Origin of the sequence: Bradyrhizobium australafricanum (genome assembly GCF_020329495.1) — a bacterium.
GTDB classification, from domain to species: Bacteria; Pseudomonadota; Alphaproteobacteria; order Rhizobiales; family Xanthobacteraceae; genus Bradyrhizobium; species Bradyrhizobium australafricanum.
Map to the genome: position 1 here is coordinate 134,506 of NZ_JAGKJL010000016.1, position 16,771 is coordinate 151,276.

Below are 16,771 nucleotides of genomic sequence, written 5' to 3' on the forward strand. Positions count from 1 at the left end.
GACGGCCTTAACGCTCGACGAACGCCTTCTCGATCACGAAGTGACCGGGGGTGTTGCCGCTGCCTTCCTTGAAGCCGCGCGTCTCGAACAGCTGCTTCAGCTCTTCCAGCATCGCCGGGCTGCCGCACATCATGATGCGGTCGGTCTCGATGTCGAGGGGGCCCTGATGCAGGTCGCTGAACAGCTGGTTGGAGGTGATCAGATCGGTGATGCGGCCGCGGTTGCGGAACGGCTCGCGCGTCACGGTCGGGTAGTACGAGAGCTTCTCGGACAGCAGCGGCCCGAACAGCTCGTCGTCGCGCAGCTTGGCGACCAGCTCCTCGCCATAGGCGAGCTCCGAGACCTGACGGCAGCCATGCACCAGCAGGATCTGATCGTAGCGATCATAGACCTCGGGGTCCTTGATCAGGCTGGCGAACGGGGCGAGGCCGGTGCCGGTCGACAGCAGCATCAGCCGCTTGCCGGGAATCAGGTTGTCGGTGATCAGCGTGCCGGTCGCCTTGCGGCCGACCAGGATGGTGTCGCCCTCGCGGATCTTCTGCAGCTTGGAGGTGAGCGGGCCGTCCTGCACCTTGATCGAGAAGAACTCGAGCTCTTCCTCGTGATTGGCGCTCGCCATCGAATAGGCGCGCAGCAGCGGCCTGCCGTCGACCTCGAGGCCGATCATGGCAAACTGCCCGTTCTGGAAGCGGAAACCGGAATCGCGGGTCGCCCGGAAGCTGAAAAGCGTATCGGTCCAGTGCTGAACGGAAAGAACTTTCTCTCGATAGAACGCGCTCATGGGTTTTCGTTTTCTCGACTGACCAGAATTAGAATGGTTTGATTTCTAGACTGCTCGCGACGGCGCGGAAGTGGCCGAAATCACTGAAGATCTCGGGTGTCCATTGCGCCAATGCAGGAGATAGTCAAGATCAACTGGCGTGCAATTGCGATCTCAGAATGGCAGTCGTTCGATTTCGCGCAGAGGTTCAACCGCGTCATCGTTAACACGTGGGACTGCACGTAATTTACTTGCTGAGATCGGCGTCGATCTGGCAATTAATTGCTACGAAAACCGCAGTGAAGGGAAAATGATCTCGTGGTCCTGATCAGCCAGCGAATCTTCCTGGAAACCATCAAAAAATATTGTTTGGCGCACGCGATTGCCGTCGAGGTGCGGTCCGGCGGCTGGCTGGTCACCATGACCAAGGACAACGCACGGCGGCTCGCGATCGGCTACGACGTCGGGCTGAACAGCGCGGCCGCGCATCAGGTCGCCAATGACAAATCGGCCTGCGCGGACGTGCTGGCATTGGCCGGCGTTCCCGCCATTCCGCACATGCTGTTTTTGGGTGCGAAGTTCAGCAAGCACATTCCGGGATCGGACTCGCTGGACGCGATGCAGCGTCTGCTCGAACAGCATCCGCGGGGGCTCGTCATCAAACCCAATGAGGGGACCTCCGGCGACCTTGTCTTCCGCGTGACGACGCGAGCGCAGCTGGAGACGGCGGTTGCGCGCATCCTTGCCGCGCATCCAAGTCTTGCCATCTCGCCCTACGCCGAGATCGCGGACGAGGTACGCGTGGTGCTGCTCGATGCGCGCGCGCTGATCGTCTACGGCAAGACGCGCCCGTCGGTGGTTGGCGACGGCATCCAGTCGCTGCGCGCGCTGGCGCAGGCGAGCGCGACGGCCGAGCAACTCAAGACCATCACCGAGGATTTCGATGCCGCTGCGCTCGACGCCGTTCCGGCGGCCGGCGAACGGCTTCTGCTGAACTGGCGGCACAACCTCGATGCCGGCGCGGAGCCCGTGCTGCTCGCCGATGACGCAATGCGCGAGGCCTGCGTCGCGCTCGCGATCAAGGCCGCGCAAGCTGTCGGCATCCGCTTCGCCTCGATCGACGTCGTGCGCACGGATGGCGCGTGGAAAATCCTCGAGGTGAACTCCGGGGTGAAGATGGAAGCGCTGGGGCGCCGGCATCCGGCGTTGGTCGAGGCGGCGTATTCGGCCGCGCTGGACGAAGTGTTCGCGTAGGCAGCGTTTCCCCGCCCGACGACGCGGGCTCGCCGGCGCGATCCCGCATTGTGGGCGCCCGATCAGCCTTGCGGGTGCTCCTTTTCATAGACGGCGACGATCAATTCCGATTGCTCGATCTGTGCCGTGAGACGGTCAATCTCGGCTTGCGTCTCTGGATACACGTCAGCCCCCGCCGTATTTCCGGATTGCAATTCCGCGATCAGCTCCCGGTTCTTCACAATCTGCTCCCGGTGCCAATCGATTTCGGGATCGTCTTGCATGGGCCACCCATCGGCGAGATCTACGACGCCAGCTCTCGCAGCAGCATGGGTGGATAAACCGGCTTCTCGAAAAACTTGACGCCCTCGGGCAGCGCGCTGTCCGGGGGCCGGCCCGAGATGACCAGAACGCGCACGCCCGGGTCGCAATCGACGGCCAAACGTGCAAGCTCGACGCCATCCATTTTGCCCATGAGCTTGATGTCGGTGACCACCAGCGACGGATGACGCATCTTGATGGCCAGCGCTGCCGTCTCGGCGTCTTCGCACTGAATGACGTCGAAATGGCCTTCTTCCAACAACAGCGCAATCATGTCGCGCTGGATCGTGTCGTCTTCGACCACAATTGCTATTTGACGAATTGGTCTCGCGTAAGCCATGGCGACCTCCGAACGATCAACCAGAGTTAACGAACGAGGATGTTTATGGTTCTGGTTCCCGCTTCATGAGGGACTGCTCCGGCAGACCTTTGCAGGTTCCGTGCGGAACAACTTTGCAGGTTTCAGCGTCATTGATGGGCGACGAGCCGGACGAGCCGAATGGTTCGGGCCTGAGCAAGTGAATTCTTGCGAGATAGTGCCAGGAGGCAGAGCTCATGAAGAACGCTATGCAGTCGGATCAGGATTCTTGCGAACCCTACGGGACTGACGTGACGGCCGGCGCGACAGGCTATGCGTCCTCTCGACGATGGATCGAGGATCAGGCCCTTGAACGACCCGCGCTCGCCAAGCAGCCCAGGATGCAGCACGAGACGACCGATCCGCTTCGCGCTCGCCTGCCGCACGACGTCATTTCCGAAATGGAAGCAGAGCTGAAGCAACAGGTCGATCGACTTGTCGCCGAACGACATTAGCTGGTGAAGCGACGAGTTCGCAGACTTCAACAGCCGAATCTTGCCTGCCGATGATGCTCCAGAGATCGCGGCGAGTGGACACTCGAAGGAAGATCCCGCCGGATCGACGGAGCTTTGATGGGAGCAATTCTTGGGCGCGCGGTTTTCCAGGTCATGGTTGTTCTGGCAGCGGTCGGCATCGTTGCCCTCGCATGCATGGCGGTTCGCGGCGGCTGACGCGGGGGCGGCGGTGCAGCCGGCACCGAAGCTCTGGCCGTCATTTTGATCGATTCAGCGCCTTGCTCATCCTGCGCAAGGGAGTACGCTTCCGTGCATTGATTGATCCGGAAACAAATTATGCGCAAACTTCTTTTGAGCTTCGTCGCACTTGCGGCGTTCGCCGCCGCCTTCCATCCTCCGGCCGCCAACGCGGTGTTTTGGCGCGGCGTCACGGCCCCGACGAATATCGACATCCACGGCTACCCAATCATCAAGGAGCCGCCTCCGAGCACGTGCCAGTTGATCCATGTGAACGGATACTGGGTCCGGCAGTGCCTGGATTTGTCGCGCCGCTATTGGCGGTGAACGGCGAGCGCCGGACTTTCGACCTCTCCCGCAAGGGGAGAGGCCGAAATTCGCGGCTAGTTCGACCCGCCCGGCGAATCGTCGAGTGCCTTGAAGGCCTCTTCGAGCTGCGGTGACAGCGCGACGTTGAGCTTCTCGCCGGTCGGCAGCCGGGCGACGAACCATTTGTTGTAGAGCGGGACGATGTCGCGATTCGACGCCAGCCTGCGGAACGCGCGCTCGACCACGTCCTTCATCTGCGGCTCGCCCTTGCGGTACATGATGCCGTAGGGATCGTAGGACAGGTAGTCGCCGGTGACGCGGAATTTGTCCTGCGACTTGTGCCGCGCGATCAGGCCGTAGAGCAGGATGTCGTCGGTCGCGAACGCATCCGCCTTGCCGTCCACCAGCATCTGGTAGGACTGCTCGTGGTCGGGTGCGGTGACGATGTTGAGGCCGAGCTTTTGCTTGGCGTCGACATTGTGCATCGCCTGCTCGTTGGTGGTGCCCTTGGTCACCACCACCGTCTTGCCCTTGAGGTCGGCAACCTGGGTGACGCCGGAGGCCTTCGGCACCATCAGCTTGGTGCCGGCCACGAACATCAGCGGCGAGAATGCCACCTGCTTGCCGCGCTCGGCATTCGCCGTGGTCGATCCGCATTCGAGGTCGATCTTCTTGTCGACGACCGCCGGAATGCGGTCGTCGGAGGTGACCTTGACGTAGTCGACCTTGAGATTGGCGTCGTCGACCTCGGTCCCGATCTCCTCGACGATCGCATCGCACAGCTCGAGACTGTAGCCGATCGGCCGGTTGGAGTGATCGAGGAACGAGAACGGCAGCGAGCTTTCGCGGTAGCCGATCCGCACCGTGTGCGTGGCCTTGATGTTGGCGAGCGTGGGGCTGAGCCCCTCGCCCGCCGGCTGTGCGTCGGCCGGTCCGGCGAGCAGGCTTGCCGCCAGCAGACACGCTGACAGCAGGCATGTCGACCGTAGAGGCGCCTCAGCCCGTATCGGCCTCCAGCGGGCGCGATGCATGCATGCCTCCCGTCAATGGCCGGCCATCACGGCGCCGGGCACCGCATCCTGCGGCACCGCGTCGTCGGGCCCGAGCTCGTGCTCGGCCTTCAGCTCGCCCTCCCACTTCGCGACCACGGCGGTCGCCAGCGAGTTGCCGATCACGTTGGTGGCGCTGCGGCCCATGTCGAGGAAGGTGTCGATGCCCATGATCATCAGCAGGCCCGCCTCGGGGATGTTGAACTGCGCCAGCGTCGAGGCGATCACCACCAGCGACGCGCGCGGCACGCCGGCGACGCCCTTCGAGGTGATCATCAGCGTCGCCAGCATCGCGAGCTGCGTGCCGACCGACATCTCGATGTGGTAGGTCTGCGCGATAAAGATGCTCGCGAAGGTGCAGTACATCATCGTGCCGTCGAGGTTGAAGGAATAGCCGAGCGGCAGCACGAAGGCCGAGATGCGCGAGGAGGCGCCGAACCTGTTCAGCCCCTCCAGCGTCTTCGGATAGGCCGCCTCCGACGAGGCGGTCGAGAACGCGATCATCAGCGGCTCGCGGATCAGCCGCAAGAGATGGCTGTAGCGTGGCCCGATCACGATGAACCCGACGACGACCAGGATGCCCCACAGGATCAGGAGCGAGAGATAGAAGCCGCCCATGAAGACGATGAGCTTCCAGAGCACGCCGAGGCCGTTCTTCGAGACGGTCGCCATGATCGCGGCCCACACCGCGAGCGGCGCGAACAGCATCACATAGCCGGTGACCTTGAGCATGATGTGCGCGAGGTCGTCGATCAAGCTCATGATCGGCTTGGCCCGTTCAGGCATCGCACCGAGCGCAACCGCGAAGAACACCGCGAACACGACGATCTGCAGAATCTCGTTCTGCGCCATCGCGTCCGCGATCGAGGTCGGGATCAGATGGGTGAGGAATTTTTCGATCGAGAACGCCGATACCGGCAGTCCGGTCGACTGCGCCTTGTCGGGCAGCGTGCCGGGGAAGTTGGCGCCGGGCTGCAGCAGGTTGACCATCACGAGGCCGAGCAGCAGCGAGACGAAGGAGGCGGAGACGAACCAGCCCATGGTCTTGGCAAAGATGCGGCCGAGCTTGGCGCCGCTTCCCATATGGGCGATGCCGCCGACGAGGGTCGCGAAAACCAGCGGCGCGATGATCATCTTGATCAGGCGCAGGAACAGCATCGCGATCAGGTTGACGTCTGCTGCGATCTCGGCACGGCTGTCAGGAAAGTAGTTGAAGACAATCGTCCCCATCGCGATGCCAAGGACCATCGCAATCAGGATATACTGCGTAAACCTGCTGGACATTCTCTTACCCCCGTAAGTTCCCGGCGGAGGGCAAGTGTGGCAGATTTACGCAGCTACGCAACACGCTTCGCGTCCAGCGCGACTTTGCCGAAACGTTCCCGTTGTGGAATGCCAGCGCGCGGACTAGCGTTCATGCAGCGCACAATCTGTGCAAGGCGCTGCACGCGTCGCAGTCAATTGCATGCGAAACGACCAACGCCAAGGGAAGGCAAAGCGAAGGCAAAGGGGGAGACACCGCCAATGAACGACACCGTCAATCGCCAGATCCTGCTTGTTGAAAAGCCGGCCGGCAAGCTTGGCCCCGAGCATTTTCGTCTGACCACGGGGACGATCCCCACGCCGAAGGACGGCGAGGCGCTGGTGCGGACGCGCTACATCTCGCTCGATGCCGCCAACCGCGCCTGGATGCACGGCGCCACGTACCGCGCTGCGGTGGAAGCCAACACCGTGATGGCCGGCGGCAGCATCGCCGAGGTGATCTCGTCGAAGGATTCTAGCCTGAAGCCCGGCGATATCGTGTTCGGCGACACCGGCTGGCAGGATTATGCCGCAGTGCCCGCCAAGCATCTGGCGAAGATGCCGAAGCTCGAGCCGATGACGCATCTGCTCAGCGTCTACGGCGTTGCCGGCCTGACCGCCTATTTCGGCCTGCTCCATGTCGGCAAGCCCAGGGAAGGCGAGACCGTGGTGGTGTCGGCGGCCGCGGGCTCGGTCGGCTCGATCGTCGGCCAGATCGCCGGGATCAAGGGCTGCCGCGTCGTCGGCATCGCCGGCGGCAAGGACAAGTGCCATTGGCTGACCAGCGAGCTCGGCTTCGACGCCGCGGTCGACTACAAGGACGGCGCCACCTACAAGGCGCTGCGCGCGGCCGCGCCCAAGGGCATCGACGTCTATTTCGACAATGTCGGCGGCGACATTCTGGAAGCCTGCCTGGCGCAGATGAACAATCGCGGCCGCATCGCCTGCTGCGGCGCGATCTCGCAATATGACGGCGTCCCCTCCGCGCACGGCCCGCGCGGCGTGCCCGGCCTGATCGTGGTGAAGCGGCTGATCATGCAGGGCTTCATCGTGATGGACTACATGGACCAGCGCGACGCCGCACTCGCCGACCTGCAGTCCTGGGTCGCCTCGGGCAAACTCAAGGTGCAGGAGGACGTCATCAACGGGATAGAGAACACGCCGCAGGCGCTGATCGGCCTGCTCGCCGGCGAAAACCGCGGCAAGCGCATGGTGAAGGTGTAGGCGGGGAACATCTCCGAACCCGTCATCCCCGCGCAAAGGCTTCGCCTTTGTCGCTGGAGGAGCGCGTAGCGCGTCTCGAAGGATGCACGGCCCGGCTGGTGGCCGTCGACCCTTCGAGACGGCCGCTTCGCGGCCTCCTCTAGCGACAAAGGCGAAGCCTTTGCGCGGGGGTGACGGTGTGAGAGTTGTAGCGAGTGGCTTCCCAACGTCGTCGTCCTGGCGAAAGCCAGGACCCATAACCACCGAATTCGATTGAGAGTGCGATAGTGGCCCCAGCGTCACACAACAACAAGCGGTTGGGGTAATGGGTCCTGGCTTTCGCCAGGACGACGGTGAATACATTCACATTCTCTCAGGGTGACGGGGAGAGATCTGAATGCACTCGGCGCAGCCCTAATGCACCGTGCCCGAGGTCTGCGGTGCGGCTTGCGGCGCCGTCTTGCCCTTCTTCGCCTTGCGCCAGTTCTCAAAACTCTGCACCACGACGAAGAACGCCGGCACGAACAGCACGGCAAGGCAGGTCGAGGCGATCATGCCGGAGAACACGGTGATGCCGATCGACTTGCGGGCGTTGGCGCCGGCGCCGGTCGCGATCACCAGCGGCAGCACGCCGAGAATGAAGGCAAACGACGTCATCAGGATCGGCCGGAATCTCGCGCGTGCCGCGTCGATCGCCGCATCCAGCACCGACCGTCCGTCGCGCAGATGACGCTCCAGCGCGACCTCGACGATCAGGATCGCGTTCTTGGCCGACAGCGCGATCAGCAGGATGGTGCCGATCTGGGTGTAGAGGTTGTTCTCGATATTCAGGCTCAGCAGCACCAGCGTCGGGCCGAGCAGCGACAGCGGTACGGCCAGGATCACCGAGATCGGCGCGTACCAGCTCTCATATTGCCCGGCGAGCACGAGATAGACCAGGAGCAGCGCCAGCGCGAACACGTAGTAGATCTGGCTGCCCACCTCCTTCTCCTGGTACGACATCGCCGTCCACTCGAAGCCCGAGCCGGGCGGCAGCGTCTTTGTCGCGATCTCCTCCATCAGCGCCATCGACTGGCCGGACGAGTAACCCTGCGCCGGCAGCCCGATGATGGAGGCGGACGGATAGAGGTTGTAGAGGCTGATCAGCGACGGTCCGATCGAGGGCGTGATCTTGGCGACCGTGCCGAGCGGGATCATGTCGCCGTTGCTGTTGCGCACCATCATGTTCTCGATGTCGCGCAGGCTCAGGCGGTACTGTGCCTCGGCCTGGGTATAGACCTGGAAGGTGCGGCCGAACTTGGTGAACTGGTTGACGTAGCTGGCGCCGAGATAGGACGACAGCGCCGCGAAGATCTGGTCGGGGGTGACGTGCAGGGTCTGCGTCTTGATGCGATCGACGTCGACGTCGAACTGCGGCACCATCGAGCGGAACGACGACTGGACCCGCTGCAGCGCGCTCTGGGTCTGCGCATTGGCCACGATCGCCCCGGTGACCGCCTGCAGCTTGCCGTAGTCGGCATTGCCGTCGCGCAGCTCGACCTGCATGGCAAAGCCGGCGGCGTTGCCGATGCCCTGGATCGGCGGCGGCGGGATCACCAGGATGCGCGCCTCCGGAATCACCGCGAGCTTGTCGTTGAGCCCGTAGACCAGCGAGCGCAGATCCTCGCCCGGACCGCGCGCGCTCCAGTCCTTCAGGATCAGATAGGCGACGCCGGCATTGGCGAGGCTCGAGGAATTGTCCAGCGCCGAGATGCCGGCGATGCTGATCACCTGGTCGACGCCGGGGGTCTTGCCGGCGATCGTGGTGACCTCGTCGAGCACGCGCTGGGTGCGGTCGAGGGCCGCGCCGTCGGGCAATTGCACCGCGGCGAGCAGATAGCCCTGGTCCTCGATCGGAATGAAGCCGGTCGGCACCCGCGACAGGCCGTAGCCGGCAAGCCCGATGATGACAAGCGCAACGGCGACCGAGGTCTTGGCATGCCCGGCGATGCCGCTGACCAGCCGTGTGTAGCCGCGCTCCAGCCGGTCATAGACCGCGTTGAAGCCGCGATAGAAGAAGTTGCGCTGCTCGGGCGGAGCGGGAGGACGCAGCCATAGCGCGCATTGTGTCGGCTTCAGCGTCGCGGCGTTGACGGCGCTGAGCAGCGCGGTGGCGGCGATCACCAGCGCGAATTGCGCGTACATCCGCCCGGACAGCCCGGGCAGGAACGCCGCCGGCAGGAACACCGAGATCAAGACCAGCGTGATGCCGACGATCGGCGCGAACAATTCGTCCATCGCCTTGATCGCGGCGTCGTGGCCCGACATGCCGCGCTCGATATTGTGCGCCGCGCCCTCGACCACGACGATGGCGTCGTCGACCACGATGCCGATCGCCAGCACGATCGCAAACAGCGTCGACAGGTTGATGGTGAAGCCGAGCGCCGCCATGGCCGCGAACGCGCCGATGATCGTGACCGGCACGGTGGTTGCCGGCACCAGCATCGCCCGCCAGTCCTGCAGGAAGACCAGGATCACGACCAGCACCAGCAGGCCGGCCTCGAACAGGGTCTTGTAGACCTCCTCGATCGAGGCGTTGACGAATTTGGTGGTGTCGAACGGCGTGTCGTATTTGATGTCCTGCGGGAACTGCCTGGCGAGCTCCGCCATCTTCTTCTCGACGGCCTTCTCGACCTGCAAGGCATTGGCGCCCGGCGACTGGAACACGCCGATGCCGGTCGCGGGCTTCTGGTTCAGCGAGAATATCTGGCTGTAGGTCTGCGCGCCGAGCTCGACCCAACCGACGTCGCGGACCCGGGTGACGTCGCCGACATTGCCTGTCTTGACGATGATGTCCTCGAACTGGCTCTTGTCGTCGAGCCGGCCGTTGACGTTCAGCGTGTACTGGAACGCCTGGCCCGCCGGCGTCGGCGGCGCGCCGACCTGGCCGGCGGTGACCTGCTGGCTCTGCTGCTGGATCGCCTGGATGACGTCCTGCGGCACCAGCCCGCGCACCTGCAGCTTGTTCGGATCGAGCCAGACCCGCATCGAATATTGCCCGGCGCCGAACACCGTGACGTTGCCGACGCCCGGAAGGCGCGACAGCTCGTCCCGGATGTTGATGGTGGCGTAGTTCGACAGGAAAAGGCTGTCATAGGTCTTATTCGGCGAGGTCAGCGTCACGAACAGCAGGATCGAGGTCGACCGCTTCTGGACCGTGACGCCCTGGTTCTGCACCGAGGTCGGCAGCTGCGACAGCGCGCTGGAGACACGGTTCTGCACCAGCACCTGCGCGAAATTGAGGTCGGTGCCGATCTTGAAGGTCACCGTCAGCGTATAGGTGCCGTCGGCGCCGCTGTAGGACTGCATGTACAGCATGTCCTCGACGCCGTTGACCTGCTGCTCGATCGGCAGCGCCACGGTGTCGACCACCGTCTTGGCCGAGGCGCCGGGATAGCGCGTCGTCACCTGCACCGTCGGCGGCACCACGTCGGGATATTGCGCGACTGCGAGATTGTACAGCGCCACGCCGCCGATCAGGATCATCAGGATCGCGATGACGTTGGAAAGGACCGGGCGCTCGATGAAGAATTTCGAGATCATGGCGCGTGCGTCCTATTTGGCGGCTGTCGGCGCCGCGTCGGCCTTCTGCACCTGCGGATCGACCTTCTGCCCGGGGATCGCGCGCAGCAATCCGGCGGTCACGATGCGGTCATCCGGCTTCAGGCCGCTCTCGATGACGCGCAGCCCCTGATCGAGCGGGCCGGTCGTCACCTTGCGCTGCTCGACCACGTTCTCGGCATTGACGACCAGCACGTAGCGGCCGGCCTGGTCGCTGCCGATCGCGACGTCGGGCACCAGCAGCGCGTTGTCCTGCTTTTCGAACGGCACGCGAACGCGGACATAGAAGCCGGGCAGCAAGGTCCGGTCCGGATTTGCGAACACGCCGCGGACCGCGAGCGTGCCGGTCGACTGGTTGAGGGTCGGCGAGATGTAATCAAGCTTGCCCTTGTGCGGATAGCCGGTCTCGGTCTGCAGGCCGACCTCGACCGGCAACTGCCTGAGCTCGTTGACCGACAGACCACGACGGCGCGCTTCATCCCGCACGCGCTGCACGTCCTGTTCGTTGACGTTGAAATTCACATAGATCGGATCGAGCTGCACGATGGTGGCAAGCTGGGTCGGCGACGCCGCGCCGACCAGCTCGCCGATCGAGACCAGGTGATTGCTGACGATGCCGTCGAACGGCGCTGCCACGTTGGTGTAGCCGTAGTTGACCGCCGCGATCCTGGTGTTGACCTGGGCCTGCTGCAGGCTGGCCTGGGCGTTGTCCCGGGTAGACGTCGAGGTATCAAGGGTCGCCTGCGAGACCGCCTGCCGCTGCACCAGATCGGTCTGCCGCTTGAAGTCGAGTTCGGCCTGCTTCAGTGTCGCCTGCGCGCCGACCTCTGCGGCCTGCGCCTGTTCCAGCTTCAACTTGTAGGTCTCCGGCTCGATCGTGAACAGCGTGGTCCCCGCCTTCACGAAGGAGCCGTCCTGATAGTTGATCGCCTGCAGGAAGCCCTGCACGCGCGCGACCAGATCGACGGTCTGGATCGGCGCGGTGTTTCCGGTGGCGTCCAGATAACGTGTGATGGCGCGCTGCACCGGCGGCGCAACCTCGACCTTGGGCGGCGGCGGTGCAACAAAACTGTTTTGCTCGCAGGCACTTAAACTGGCGAAGGCGGATACGACGAACACGATGCGCGCAAGCGGTGCATTTCGCAGCCGCACAAAACTGCTCCGACCGAAATGTGCCGACGCGCGCGCATGCCTCATGTCCGAGCCTCGATTCAAATGACTAAATTCAAAGATCTCGTGACGGGCAAAAAATCCGCCTGCTTCACCCATAGCAACAATCCGCTTGCAGCGGAACTCGAAAGCGAAAATGATGCCGCTCGCCGAGGTTGTTACAACAAGACTTTTTCAGAGCTCAGTTCAGTTGAGCCGGAGGCATCCGGCGCGACCAGAGGATTTATTCAGATGATCAATGCGTTGACACGAGCAACGAAGCTGTCCGCATGGCTTGCGCTTGCAGCATTCATGAGCACCGCACCGGCCTTGTCGCAGGCACCGACCCAGGCGCAGCGCGACGCCATCAAATCGCAATGCCGCAACGACTACATCGCCCACTGCTCCAGCGTACCGCCGGGCGGCGAAGCCTCGCTGCAATGTCTGCAGAAGAACATGGCAAGCCTCGGACCGGGCTGCGCCAGCGCGGTGAAGGCCGTCGAAGCTCCGGCTGCCGCACCGAAGGCAGACTCCGCGCCCGCGGCGGCCAAGACCGAGGCTGCTCCCGCGGCAACGGCCAAGCCCGCCACCGAAGCCGCCGCACCGAAGGCGGCCGGGACGCCGTCCAACACGCAGATCTCCGCGATCCGCAGCGCATGCCGTTCCGATTATCCCAAGGTCTGCGCGGGCGTGCCGACCGGCGGCGCGGCGGCGCTGCAGTGCCTCGAAAAGAACAAGGGCAAGCTTTCGCCGGCCTGCGAGAAGGCCGTCGCCGCCGCCGCTGGTGGCGGCGCCGCCGCGCCGGCCGCGGGCGCTGCAGCGACGGCGGCACCGGCGGCTGCGCCGGCCGTGATCGCGTTGCGGCCGCTGCGACCGCGCGAAGAGCTGTTCGTGCTGCGCTCGGCCTGCGGCGCCGACGTCCGCTCGATCTGTGGCGGCGTCCAGCCGGGCGGCGGGCGGATCGTGCAGTGCCTTGCGACCAATGCCGGCTCGCTGTCGCCGGCGTGCCGCGACGTGCTGGCACCGTTCGCGGCGCGATAATCCTGCTGTCACGCGACTGACCGGAGAAGGGAGCGAACAATGCTGCGTATCGTCCTGACCGCCGCGCTGCTCTGCGGCGCAACCGCTGTCTACGCCCAGGAGCTGACCACAGCGCAACGCGACGCCTGCATGGGCGACTACGAGAAGTTCTGCAAAAGCGTGACGCCCGGCGGCGGCCGCATCATCGCCTGTCTCGCCAAGCAGAGCGACAAGCTGGCGCCCGCCTGCAAGAAGGTGCTGGCGGAAGCGGAAAAGAAATAGTCGCGCAGGCGGTGAGACGACAGGTGCCCGGCGATTTGCCGGGCACGGAACCGTAGCACCTTGTTGTCACCTACGGGCCAATCATGCCTCACCCGGGAGAGGGAATTTAATGCGTTCAATATTGCTGATCGCCGCAGCCCTGCTGTCCTTTGCCGCGACCATGACCCTTGAGTCCTCCGATGCTAACGCGGTCGTTTGCGCGCGCGGCGTCTATCGCGCCGGCTGCGCCGGCCCCAACGGTGCGGTCGTCGCCCGCAAACCCGTCGCCGCCGGCTGCCGCTGGGTATGGGTCGGCGGGGTCAAGGTCCGCCGCTGCTACTGAAACTTTCAGCCCCAGGCGGCTAGTCGCCGCACGCATTTTCCCTCTGGCGTTCCCGCCGGAGGGCGATTAGTCTGGACCCAAATTGTAAGTACACTGTCAATCTGGGAGGCAGACGTTGCGGATCGCCGTGATCGGCGGAGGGCCCGGCGGGCTCTATTTCGCCTATCTCTGGAAGAAGCGTCATCCCGACGCCGAGATCGACCTGTTCGAGCAGAACGCGGCCGGCGCCACCTGGGGCTTCGGCGTGGTGTTCTCCGAACAGGCGCTGGACTTCCTGCGCGCCGACGACCCCGAGACGGTCGACGCCATCGCCCCGCTTATGGAGAGCTGGAAGAACATCACCCTCAATCTGCGCGGCGAGAGCGTCGAGATCGATGGCGTCGGGTTCTCCTCGATCGGCCGGCTGGCGCTGCTGACGATCCTGCAAGAGCGCGTCCGCAGCACGGGCGTCACGCCGCGCTTCGACACCGTGGTGCAATCGGTCGACCAGCTCAGGGGTTACGACCTGATCGTTGCCGCCGACGGGCTGAACTCGATGGTCCGCCGCGGCTATGAGTCCGCCTTCGGCGCCTCGGTCTCGCATTCCTCAAACAAGTTCGCCTGGTACGGCACCACCAAACCCTTCGCGACGCTGTCGCAGACCTTTGTGGCGACCGGGCGCGGCAGCTTCAACGCCCATCACTATCGCTATGCGAAGGACATGAGCACCTTCCTGGTCGAATGCGACGCGGCGACCTGGGCGGCCTACGGCTTCGCCGACAAGAGCATCGAAGAGTCGCAGGCGATCTGCGAAGACGTGTTCGCCGCGACACTGGACGGCCACCGGCTGATCTCGAACAAATCGGTGTGGCGCAATTTCCCGTGGATCTGGAACGAGCGCTGGTCGCACGGCAACATGGTGCTGATCGGCGATGCGCTGCATTCGGCGCATTTCTCGATCGGCTCCGGGACGCGGCTCGCGATCGAGGATGCGATTGCGCTGACCAAGGCGCTGGAGACCGAGAGCGGCATCGCCGCCGCGCTTGCCCGCTACGAGAGCGAGCGCAAGCCGATCGTGAAGAAGCTCGTCACCGCGGCGCGGACCAGCGCCGACTGGTACGAGCATTTCCCCGCGCACATGACGCTCGACCTGATGGATTTCGCCTACAGCTACATCACCCGCTCCGGCCGGATCGACGACGCGCGGCTGCGCGCGATGTCGCCCGCCTTCATGGCCCGCTACGCAGCCGCAAAGGGACAATCATGACCGGGATCGCCGACCAGGTTCCGCTGGACAATCCCGGTGCGCGCGAGATCGGCTTCACGATCCCCGAGCGCTACAATGCGAGCTGCATCCTGTTCGACAATCTCGGCAACGGGAATGCCGAACGCCTGGCGCTGACCGGCCCGGCCGGCACGCGGACCTATCGCGAGCTCTGCACTGAGGCCGCACGCTGGGGCCACGCCTTCCGGTCGCTTGGACTGCAGCGCGGCGACCGCATCCTGCTGTTTCTCGACGACACCCCGGCCTATCCCGCGGCATTCTTCGGCGCGGTGCGCGCCGGCTTCGTGCCGCTCTTGATCAACACGCTGACGACGCCCGAGCTGCTGCAATTCTATCTGTCCGACGCCGGCGCACAGGTCGCCGTCACCGATGCGGAATTCTGTGCGCGCTTCAACGCGGAAGCCTGCAAGGACACGCCGCTACGCACGCTGGTCGTGGTCAACGGCGACGCCGGCGATCACGCCATCGCCGAGGTGCGCAACGCCGGCGACTGGCTGCAAGGATTTCCGATCGAGCTCGACGCGGCCGACACCCACCGCAACGAGATGGCGTTCTGGATGTATTCGTCGGGCTCGACCGGCCGTCCCAAGGGCATCGTGCATCTGCAGCACGACATGGCCTATAGCGAGCGCGCCTTTGCCCGCAACGTGCTGAAGCTAGAGCCCGGCGACATCTGCTTCTCGGTGCCGAAGATCTTCTTCGCCTACGGTTTCGGCAATTCGATCACGTTTCCCTTCTCGGTCGGCGCCGCGACGCTGCTGCTGCCGGGCCAGCCGAAACCGGCCGCGATCTTCGCGGCGATCGGACAATATCGGCCGACCGTGTTCTTCGGCCTGCCGACGCTCTACATCTCGCTGACCAAGGCCGAGGGCGCCGAGCAAACCGATTTCTCCTCGCTGCGGATGGCGGTCTCGGCTGCCGAGGTGCTGTCGGCCGACGTGTTCAACGGCTGGAAGCGGCTCACCGGGCTCGAGATCATCGAAGGCCTCGGCTCGACCGAAGTGCTGCACGTCTATCTCAGCAATCGCCCGGAACGGAAGAAGCTCGGCGCCGCCGGGCTGCGCGTGCCCGGCTACGAGATCATGCTGCGCGACAGCGACGGCCGCGAGGTCGGCGACAATGAGGAAGGCATCCTGTGGGTGCGCGGCGATTCCGCGACCCCGCTGTACTGGAACCGGCCGGACAAGACGGCCGAGACCGTGCGCGAGGACGGCTGGATCTACACCGGCGACCGCTTCATGCGCGACAGCGACGGCTTCCACTTCTTCCGCGGCCGCGCCGACGATCTGATCAAGATCTCCGGCCAGTGGGTCTATCCGCTGGAAGTCGAGCTCTGCCTCGCCGATCACCCCGACGTCCGCGAATGCGCCGTCTACGCCGCCGAATTGCCTGACCGGCGCATGACGCTGCGCGCCGTGGTTGTCATGAACAAGGCCGGCTTCGACACGGCCGAAGCGACGCGGCGGCTGCAGGACTACGTCAAGACAAAGCTGTTGCCGTACAAATATCCGCGCGAGGTCAAATTCATCGATGAGCTGCCGAAGACCGGCACCGGCAAGATCGACCGGCAGGCGGTGATGCGGATGTAGGGGCGCCATACTCGCTGTCGTCCCTGCGAAAGTGTTTGGTCCCGTATGATTGGCGAGGGCCCGCATTGGGGCCTGGTAGCGGAGGCATTTGAGCCTGGTTCGATTGTAGTCGTGGACGAATTTGGCGATGAAGGTGTCTCGATCGGCGTGATCGATGAAGGTCCGCCGGGCGCTGCCACGCTTTGTTTCGCGGCCAATGGCTTCGGCGATGCGCCGGTTGAAACGTTCGACGAGTCCGTTGGTCTGCGGATGGTAGGGCTTGGTCAGGCGATGCTGGATGCCGCACTGTCGGCAGAGTTGATCAAAGGGGTGGTCGCC

The 16,771-nt window shown here is 64.3% G+C and carries 16 protein-coding genes and 1 pseudogene; 9 read left to right on the top strand and 8 right to left on the bottom strand.

Features of this window, described 5'->3' with window-relative positions; translation table 11 throughout:
* Window positions 1-7: 7 nt before the first annotated feature.
* Window positions 8-781 carry a ferredoxin--NADP reductase gene (locus J6525_RS16760; protein ID WP_076832718.1) on the bottom strand — a complete coding sequence of 258 codons (774 nt, stop codon included), beginning with the start codon at window positions 779-781 and terminating at the stop codon, window positions 8-10.
* A gap of 297 nt (window positions 782-1,078) precedes the next feature.
* Here J6525_RS16760 and J6525_RS16765 point away from each other — a divergent pair, with 297 nt between their 5' ends.
* Window positions 1,079-2,014, top strand: coding sequence for an ATP-grasp domain-containing protein (locus J6525_RS16765; RefSeq protein WP_225645470.1), 936 nt, complete (start codon window positions 1,079-1,081; stop codon window positions 2,012-2,014).
* Window positions 2,015-2,076: 62 nt separating this feature from the next.
* On the opposite strand, the gene J6525_RS16770 is transcribed toward J6525_RS16765, so the two are convergent.
* Both J6525_RS16770 and J6525_RS16775 read right to left on the bottom strand, forming a co-directional pair.
* Window positions 2,077-2,277, bottom strand: coding sequence for a hypothetical protein (locus J6525_RS16770; protein WP_225645471.1), 201 nt, complete (start codon window positions 2,275-2,277; stop codon window positions 2,077-2,079).
* A 20-nt stretch (window positions 2,278-2,297) separates the two neighbouring features.
* Window positions 2,298-2,654 carry a response regulator gene (locus tag J6525_RS16775; protein WP_225645472.1) on the bottom strand — a complete coding sequence of 119 codons (357 nt, stop codon included), beginning with the start codon at window positions 2,652-2,654 and terminating at the stop codon, window positions 2,298-2,300.
* Window positions 2,655-2,881: 227 nt separating this feature from the next.
* Here J6525_RS16775 and J6525_RS16780 point away from each other — a divergent pair, with 227 nt between their 5' ends.
* Both J6525_RS16780 and J6525_RS16785 read left to right on the top strand, forming a co-directional pair.
* Window positions 2,882-3,127 carry a hypothetical protein gene (locus J6525_RS16780; protein WP_225645473.1) on the top strand — a complete coding sequence of 82 codons (246 nt, stop codon included), beginning with the start codon at window positions 2,882-2,884 and terminating at the stop codon, window positions 3,125-3,127.
* Window positions 3,128-3,463: 336 nt separating this feature from the next.
* The gene (locus tag J6525_RS16785; protein WP_092083201.1) at window positions 3,464-3,691 is read left to right on the top strand and encodes a hypothetical protein; all 228 of its coding nucleotides are present in this window, start codon (window positions 3,464-3,466) and stop codon (window positions 3,689-3,691) included.
* A 56-nt stretch (window positions 3,692-3,747) separates the two neighbouring features.
* Here the strand turns inward: J6525_RS16785 and J6525_RS16790 are convergent, their stop codons facing one another.
* The gene (locus J6525_RS16790; RefSeq protein WP_225645474.1) at window positions 3,748-4,704 is read right to left on the bottom strand and encodes an amino acid ABC transporter substrate-binding protein; all 957 of its coding nucleotides are present in this window, start codon (window positions 4,702-4,704) and stop codon (window positions 3,748-3,750) included.
* 12 nt (window positions 4,705-4,716) lie between these two features.
* A complete protein-coding gene (locus tag J6525_RS16795; RefSeq protein WP_028336266.1) occupies window positions 4,717-6,006 on the bottom strand; it encodes a dicarboxylate/amino acid:cation symporter in 1,290 nt (429 codons plus the stop codon).
* A gap of 240 nt (window positions 6,007-6,246) precedes the next feature.
* On the opposite strand from J6525_RS16795, the gene J6525_RS16800 reads away from it, so the two are divergent.
* Window positions 6,247-7,248 (top strand): NADP-dependent oxidoreductase, encoded by a 1,002-nt coding sequence (locus J6525_RS16800; RefSeq protein WP_225645475.1) that lies wholly within the window; start codon window positions 6,247-6,249, stop codon window positions 7,246-7,248.
* Between the two features lie 393 nt (window positions 7,249-7,641).
* On the opposite strand, the gene J6525_RS16805 is transcribed toward J6525_RS16800, so the two are convergent.
* Window positions 7,642-10,809: an efflux RND transporter permease subunit gene (locus J6525_RS16805; RefSeq protein WP_225645476.1), complete on the bottom strand. Its 3,168-nt coding sequence runs from the start codon at window positions 10,807-10,809 to the stop codon at window positions 7,642-7,644.
* Window positions 10,810-10,821: 12 nt separating this feature from the next.
* The gene (locus tag J6525_RS16810; protein WP_225645477.1) at window positions 10,822-11,979 is read right to left on the bottom strand and encodes an efflux RND transporter periplasmic adaptor subunit; all 1,158 of its coding nucleotides are present in this window, start codon (window positions 11,977-11,979) and stop codon (window positions 10,822-10,824) included.
* Window positions 11,980-12,228: 249 nt separating this feature from the next.
* On the opposite strand from J6525_RS16810, the gene J6525_RS16815 reads away from it, so the two are divergent.
* The 5 genes from J6525_RS16815 (at window position 12,229) to J6525_RS16835 (ending at window position 16,453) form a co-directional block, all read left to right on the top strand.
* Window positions 12,229-13,017, top strand: a complete 789-nt coding sequence (locus J6525_RS16815; protein ID WP_225645478.1) for a cysteine rich repeat-containing protein — start codon at window positions 12,229-12,231, stop codon at window positions 13,015-13,017.
* Between the two features lie 39 nt (window positions 13,018-13,056).
* On the top strand, window positions 13,057-13,278 hold the full coding sequence (locus tag J6525_RS16820; RefSeq protein WP_028336261.1) for a cysteine rich repeat-containing protein: 222 nt from the start codon (window positions 13,057-13,059) through the stop codon (window positions 13,276-13,278).
* 109 nt (window positions 13,279-13,387) lie between these two features.
* Window positions 13,388-13,600: a hypothetical protein gene (locus tag J6525_RS16825; protein WP_092083196.1), complete on the top strand. Its 213-nt coding sequence runs from the start codon at window positions 13,388-13,390 to the stop codon at window positions 13,598-13,600.
* Window positions 13,601-13,715: 115 nt separating this feature from the next.
* On the top strand, window positions 13,716-14,846 hold the full coding sequence (locus tag J6525_RS16830) for an FAD-dependent monooxygenase (protein WP_092083195.1): 1,131 nt from the start codon (window positions 13,716-13,718) through the stop codon (window positions 14,844-14,846).
* Window positions 14,843-16,453, top strand: a complete 1,611-nt coding sequence (locus J6525_RS16835) for a benzoate-CoA ligase family protein (protein WP_249796055.1) — start codon at window positions 14,843-14,845, stop codon at window positions 16,451-16,453. The genes J6525_RS16830 and J6525_RS16835 overlap by 4 nt, the downstream gene beginning before the upstream one ends.
* A 150-nt stretch (window positions 16,454-16,603) precedes the next feature.
* On the opposite strand, the pseudogene J6525_RS16840 reads toward J6525_RS16835, so the two are convergent.
* Window positions 16,604-16,771, bottom strand: a pseudogene (locus tag J6525_RS16840) (integrase core domain-containing protein); the annotation flags it as partial.